General features: G+C 66.6%; 6 protein-coding genes, 1 tRNA gene and 1 pseudogene. 7 read left to right on the top strand and 1 reads right to left on the bottom strand.

All coding sequences use genetic code 11. From position 1 onward, the window contains the following. The first annotated feature begins 221 nt into the window (after positions 1-221). The 4 genes from ACLP25_RS05975 to ACLP25_RS05960 all read left to right on the top strand — a co-directional run bounded on the left by ACLP25_RS05975 (position 222) and on the right by ACLP25_RS05960 (position 1863). Positions 222-298, top strand: a tRNA-Met gene (locus ACLP25_RS05975). Positions 299-405: 107 nt separating this feature from the next. Continuing rightward, positions 406-744 carry a P-II family nitrogen regulator gene (locus tag ACLP25_RS05970; RefSeq protein ID WP_442468312.1) on the top strand — a complete coding sequence of 113 codons (339 nt, stop codon included), beginning with the start codon at positions 406-408 and terminating at the stop codon, positions 742-744. Between the two features lie 231 nt (positions 745-975). Continuing rightward, positions 976-1314 (top strand): P-II family nitrogen regulator, encoded by a 339-nt coding sequence (locus ACLP25_RS05965; protein ID WP_442468311.1) that lies wholly within the window; start codon positions 976-978, stop codon positions 1312-1314. A gap of 210 nt (positions 1315-1524) precedes the next feature. Continuing rightward, on the top strand, positions 1525-1863 hold the full coding sequence (locus tag ACLP25_RS05960) for a P-II family nitrogen regulator (RefSeq protein WP_442468310.1): 339 nt from the start codon (positions 1525-1527) through the stop codon (positions 1861-1863). Between the two features lie 167 nt (positions 1864-2030). On the opposite strand, the pseudogene ACLP25_RS05955 reads toward ACLP25_RS05960, so the two are convergent. Next, positions 2031-2935: pseudogene (locus ACLP25_RS05955) on the bottom strand (LysR family transcriptional regulator). A gap of 97 nt (positions 2936-3032) precedes the next feature. Here ACLP25_RS05955 and ACLP25_RS05950 point away from each other — a divergent pair. The 3 genes from ACLP25_RS05950 to ACLP25_RS05940 all read left to right on the top strand — a co-directional run. Beyond that, positions 3033-3905, top strand: coding sequence for an aldo/keto reductase family oxidoreductase (locus tag ACLP25_RS05950; protein WP_442468309.1), 873 nt, complete (start codon positions 3033-3035; stop codon positions 3903-3905). 93 nt (positions 3906-3998) lie between these two features. Next, positions 3999-4973 carry an alpha/beta fold hydrolase gene (locus tag ACLP25_RS05945; protein WP_442468308.1) on the top strand — a complete coding sequence of 325 codons (975 nt, stop codon included), beginning with the start codon at positions 3999-4001 and terminating at the stop codon, positions 4971-4973. A 4-nt stretch (positions 4974-4977) separates the two neighbouring features. Continuing rightward, positions 4978-5336, top strand: a 359-nt coding sequence (locus ACLP25_RS05940; RefSeq protein WP_442468307.1) for a septation protein IspZ, incomplete at its 3' end; no start/stop codon positions are given.

The raw sequence follows: 5336 nt of genomic DNA, 5'->3' as shown, positions 1-5336 counted from the left end.
CTTCGTCGTCTTCCCCGCCTGGCCCGACCTCCTCGAAGCCCTCGCCACCTTCACCATCCCGCCCCACCTCCTCTCGGTCCAAAAAATCGAATGAGAACCAAGCCACAGGGCACTTTTAGAATCGCTGTTCGAGCCGCGTTCCGCCTTGACAGTGTCCCACGCTCCTCATTATACGACCGCTTCGCTCGCGCGCCCCGCGCGCGGAAAGAGCGGCGATTTGCGGCGGGATAGCTCAGTCGGTTAGAGCGGCGGAATCATAATCCGTAGGTCCCCAGTTCGAGTCTGGGTCCCGCTACCAATTTCCAGACCCTTCGGACGGGCCCGCAGCGATTCCGCGCTTGCACAACCTTTCGCAGCATCCTAGCGAGAGAGCAAGAGATCACACGCGTTCCCAGGCGGGCAATCATGAAACTCATTCTGGCGATCGTAAAACCGTTCAAGCTCGAAGAGGTTCGCGCTGCGCTCGATAAGCTCGCCGTGCGCGGCATGACGGTCAGCGAGGCCAATGGCTACGGCCGGCAGAAGGGCCACACCGAAATCTACCGCGGCTCGGAATACACCGCCGCCTTCATGCCAAAGGTGCGGCTCGAACTGGCGGTGCCCGACCACGAGGTTGATCGCACGATCGAGGCGATCCGCGCCGCCGCTCGCACCGGCCAGATCGGCGACGGCAAGATTTTCGTGCTGCCGATGGAGCGGGCGCTGCGCGTGCGCACCGGAGAGACCGGCGACGAGGCGCTGTAAGCGCCGCGCCAAGCTGCGCGAACTCGCACGGCCGCCGCTCTGGCGGACGCCTCATGTCCGGGGCGTCATCGGGGCCATTTGTCGCAGCGCCGATAACCGGGCGCCCTTGGCTTGCTTTGGCCGATATTCTTATGCATCACCAGTGAGAACTAAGCGCAAAGAGCCGCACAAAGCGCGCCCGCCCGGAAACCGCTTGAGGCGCGCCCGAAGCAAGCGGCGAAGGGAGGAGTGATGAAGCTCATCATCGCAGTCATCAAGCCATTCAAGCTCGACGAGGTGCGCGAGGCGCTCAGCGGTATCGGCGTGCATGGCATGACGGCGACCGAGGTCAGGGGCTACGGCCGCCAGAAAGGGCAAACCGAGATCTATCGCGGCGCCGAATACGTCGTGAGCTTTCTGCCGAAGACAAGGATCGAGGTCGCGGTCCCCGACAACCGCGCCGAAGACGTCGTCCAGACGATCGAGTTGGCCGCGCGCACAGGCGTGATCGGCGACGGCAAGATTTTCGTCACCACCATCGAGCGCGCGATGCGCATCCGTACCGGCGAGACCGGCGACGAGGCGCTATGAGACGCTTCGCGGGGAACCCCGTGTCCGCCCGCGCGAGTTGCGCCTCGGGCGCCGCGCCATCGCGTCCGAAAAGTGCCCGGGCCCCATGCCGCTTGCCTTTGTTGAAATTTTGTGCATGACGATCTGAACTTCGGCGCCCGTTTGCCGGACAGCGTAGGCCGCCAGCGAAACGAGGCTGTCCTGCGCGGAAAAGAGGCAAGGGAAGACGGCATGAAACTGGCATCGGCAGTCATCAAGCCCTTCAAACTCGACGAGGTGCGGGAAGCGCTCGACCGCATCGGCGTCCACGGAATGACGGCCACCGAGGTTCAGGGCTATGGCCGCCAGAAGGGGCATACCGAGATCTACCGCGGCGCGGAATACGTCATAAAATTCCTGCCGAAGGTGCGAATCGAGATCGCGGTTCCGGACAGCCGCGCCGACGATGTGGTGGAGGCGATCGAAAGGACGGCGCGCACCGGCACGACCGGCGACGGCAAGATTTTCGTCACGACCATCGAACGCGCCGTGCGGATCCGCACCGGCGAAACGAACGACGACGCCCTCTGATCGCCTTGGTTCGGGTCAATCGGCGGTTCGGATCGTCCTCAAGATCGTTGACGCGCTGGTCGGTCCGCGGGTCTCCTCGGACGAGGAGCGGTAAGCGCTGGACATTGCGCTGCGAATGTGCGGTAAGCGCTGGACATTGCGCTGCGAATGTGTGGGGCGCCCGCGCCTCAGCGCGCCTCCGGGCGATCCTTGATGAAGTCGACGAAGGCGCGGAGCGGCGCGGGCATCAACCGGCCGCTCGGGAAATAGAGGAACGGCCCGGAAAAGCTCATCCACCGGGGCTCGAGCACGGGGACGAGCGCGCCCGTGCCCAACGCAGGGCGGAGCCAGTCCTCAAACAGAGCGATGACGCCGAGTCCGGCGATGGCGGCCTCGATGAGCAGGTCCGACGCGGAGCCCGGCTGCGTGACCGGCGTCGCTGGCGGATCGACCCGTACGACCTCGCCGTCGCGCTCGAACTCCCACACGGGTTTGGCGCCGCTCGAAAACTGGACTCGCAGGCAGCGATGCGCGAGCAGGTCGCGCGGATGCTCCGGCCGGTCACGGCGTTCGAGATAGCGAGACGAGGCGGCGAGGGCGAAGCGCTGGACGCGTGGTCCGATCGGCACGGCGACCATGTCCTGCTCGAGCCGCTCGTCGTAGCGCACGCCCGCGTCGCAGCCGGCGGCGAGCACGTCGACAAAACTGTCCTCGGCAATGATTTCGAGCCGGATCTCCGGATAGGCCTCAAGAAATGGCGCGACGACGGCAGCACGACGCGCGCCACAGCCGACGGGACATTGAGCCTGAGCGTCCCGGCCGGACGGTCGCGAAAGGCGTTGCCCACGTCGAGCGCGGCGTCGACCTCGGCGAGAGCGGGGGCGAGGCGTTCGATCAGGCGGACGCCCGCTTCCGTCGGCGCCACGCTGCGCGTGGTGCGGTTTAGGAGGCGAACGCCGAGCCGCGTCTCAAGCCGACGGACGGCCTCGCTGAGCTTCGAGGCGGAGGCCCCGCTGGCGCGCGCAGCGTCGCGAAACCCGGCCGCCCGGACGACCGCGACAAAAGCCGAGAGATCGCTCAAGTCCGCCGGCATTGTTCGCCCATCCGCACAACCCGTATCGATTATAACGGATTATCGCGCGACAAGCCGGCGCCATATCATGGCGACCGAAGGAACAGGGAGATCGACCATGACCGCCATCGCTTCCGCCGCCGGTTCGTTCCGGCTCGGCGACCGCGTCGTCAACCGCATGGGATACGGGGCGATGCAGCTTGCCGGCCCCGGCGTGTTCGGCCCGCCGAAAGACCGCGCCGAGGCCGTCGCCGTCCTGCGCGAGGCGGTCGCGAGCGGGGTCAACCACATCGACACCAGCGACTTCTACGGGCCCCACGTCACCAACCAGATCATCGCCGAGGCGCTGCATCCCTATCCGGCCGGCCTCACGATCGTCACCAAGGTTGGCGCGGTGCGCGGCGCCGACGCCTCGTGGAATCCGGCCTTCGAGCCGGACGATCTCGTCCGCGCGGTCCACGACAATTTGCGGAACTTGCGCGTCGAGGCGGTGGACGTCATCAACCTCAGGATCATGGGGAAGGTGCACGAGCCGGGCGAAGGGTCGATCGCCCGTCAGTTCGCCGCTTTGGCGAAGCTCCAGGAACAGGGGCTCGTCCGCCACCTCGGCCTCAGCAACGCGACGTCGACCCAGGCGAAGGAGGCGCGCGGCATCGCCGAGGCGGTCTGCGTTCAGAACCATTACAACGTCGTCCACCGCGCCGACGACGCGCTGATCGACGAACTCGAGGCGGCGGGGATCGCCTACGCGCCGTTCTTCCCGCTCGGCGGCTTTACGCCGTTGCAATCAGCGGAACTGTCCGCGGTCGCCTCCGACCTTGGCGCGACGCCGATGCAGACGGCGCTCGCGTGGCTGCTGGCGCGCTCGCCGAACATTCTCTTGATCCCCGGCACCTCGTCGCGCGCGCATCTGCGCGAGAACCTCGCGGCGGCGAAGCTCGAGCTGCCGGAGGCCGCGCGCGCCCGGCTCAACGCGATCGGAGCGGCTTAAACGGCAAGGCGAAGCGCGTCGGATATCGCGAGTCGGCGAAGGATTGACTGCGGCAGATAACTCTGTTAAATAGAGTTATCTGCGAGGCATTCGATGTCTTATCTCTTCAATCTTGTCGCCGCACTGCTGTCGCTCGTCGGCCTGGCCGCCGTTGCGCTCGCGTTCATGCTCGCAAGCCCACTCAAGCGGCCGCCGCCGCTCGCCTCGATCCACGAAGGCGCGATGAAGATCGACGCCGTCGGCTCCCCGGAGCTCAGCCGCTTTCAGGCACGGGACGGAACGTGGCTTGCCTACCGCCTCTATGCGGCGACGAACGGCGCGCGCGACCGCATCGCCATCCTCGCGCACGGGTCCTCCGCCCAGTCGGTCGAGATGAACACGATCGCGGCCGCGCTCGCGGCGGCGGGGGTGACAGCCGTCGCAATGGACGTTCGCGGCCACGGCGCCTCCGGGACGCGCGGCGACATCGCCTATCTCGGCCAGCTCGACGACGACCTCGCCGACCTTCTCGGCGAGCTCAAGAAGGCGAATCCGGTCGAGAGATTCCTGCTAATCGGCCATTCCTCCGGCGGCGGGTTCGCACTGCGCGTGGCCGGCGAGCCCCTCGGGGAGGCGTTCGACAAGTTCGTACTGCTCGCGCCCTATCTCGGCTATCGCGCGCCGACCAATCGGCCGGCGGAAGGTCCAGGTCTCTGGGCTTCGCCCGACATTCCGCGCATTGTCGCGACCCTGGCGCTGGGCCGCTTCGGCATGGATTGGCCGCAGGCGCTGCCGGCGATTGCTTTCGCCAACGCGCCAGTGGCGAAGATGGACGTGACCCCCGTCTATACCTACCGCCTGCTGCAGAACTACACCGCGCCGGAGGACTGGAAGGGCGCCTTCGGCAAGGCCAAGGGGCGCGTTGCGGTGATCGCGGGCGCGGAAGACGAGCTGATGGACGCGCTGGCCTACCAGCGCGAGTTGCCGCCGCTCGGAGTCCCCGTGACGATCCTGCCCGGTGTCGACCATATGGGCGTCGTCTGGAGGCCCGAGGCTATCAAGGCGATCGTCGCTGCGTTGAACGGCTGAGCCGATGCCGAAACTTCTCGCCGCCGGGCGCTGGGCGTTCGCGGAATTCGGCCCGCTGATCGTCTTCTGGGCGCTCGCGTTGACGCTCGGGGTAAAGCCGGCGATTGCCGGCTCCATTCTCTTCATCCTGCTCGACGCCGCGTGGCGCTGGCGAGCCGGCAAGCCCTTCACCCGCCTCTATCTTTTGGTTAGCGCGCTCACGGTTGTCTTCGGCGGGATTGACCTCCTCTCGACCTCGCCGTTCATGCTCAAATACGAGGCCGCGGTCACCAATGTCGCGACCGGCCTCGCCTTCGTCGTCGGGGCGATGGGTGAAAAGCCGATCATCCAGGAGGTCGCCGAGGAGCGTGGCGAAACCATTCC

Source organism: Roseiarcus sp. (assembly GCF_052145395.1).
In the GTDB taxonomy this organism is placed as follows: Bacteria; Pseudomonadota; Alphaproteobacteria; order Rhizobiales; family Beijerinckiaceae; genus Roseiarcus.
This window is presented reverse-complemented; position numbering and strand designations above follow the sequence as displayed.

Coding starts and splice junctions, on each gene's coding strand:
- ACLP25_RS05950 (WP_442468309.1), top strand. CDS start 3,033: ATGACCGCCATCGCTTCCGCCGCCGGTTCGTTCCGGCTCGGCGACCGC.
- ACLP25_RS05945 (WP_442468308.1), top strand. CDS start 3,999: ATGTCTTATCTCTTCAATCTTGTCGCCGCACTGCTGTCGCTCGTCGGC.
- ACLP25_RS05965 (WP_442468311.1), top strand. CDS start 976: ATGAAGCTCATCATCGCAGTCATCAAGCCATTCAAGCTCGACGAGGTG.
- ACLP25_RS05970 (WP_442468312.1), top strand. CDS start 406: ATGAAACTCATTCTGGCGATCGTAAAACCGTTCAAGCTCGAAGAGGTT.
- ACLP25_RS05960 (WP_442468310.1), top strand. CDS start 1,525: ATGAAACTGGCATCGGCAGTCATCAAGCCCTTCAAACTCGACGAGGTG.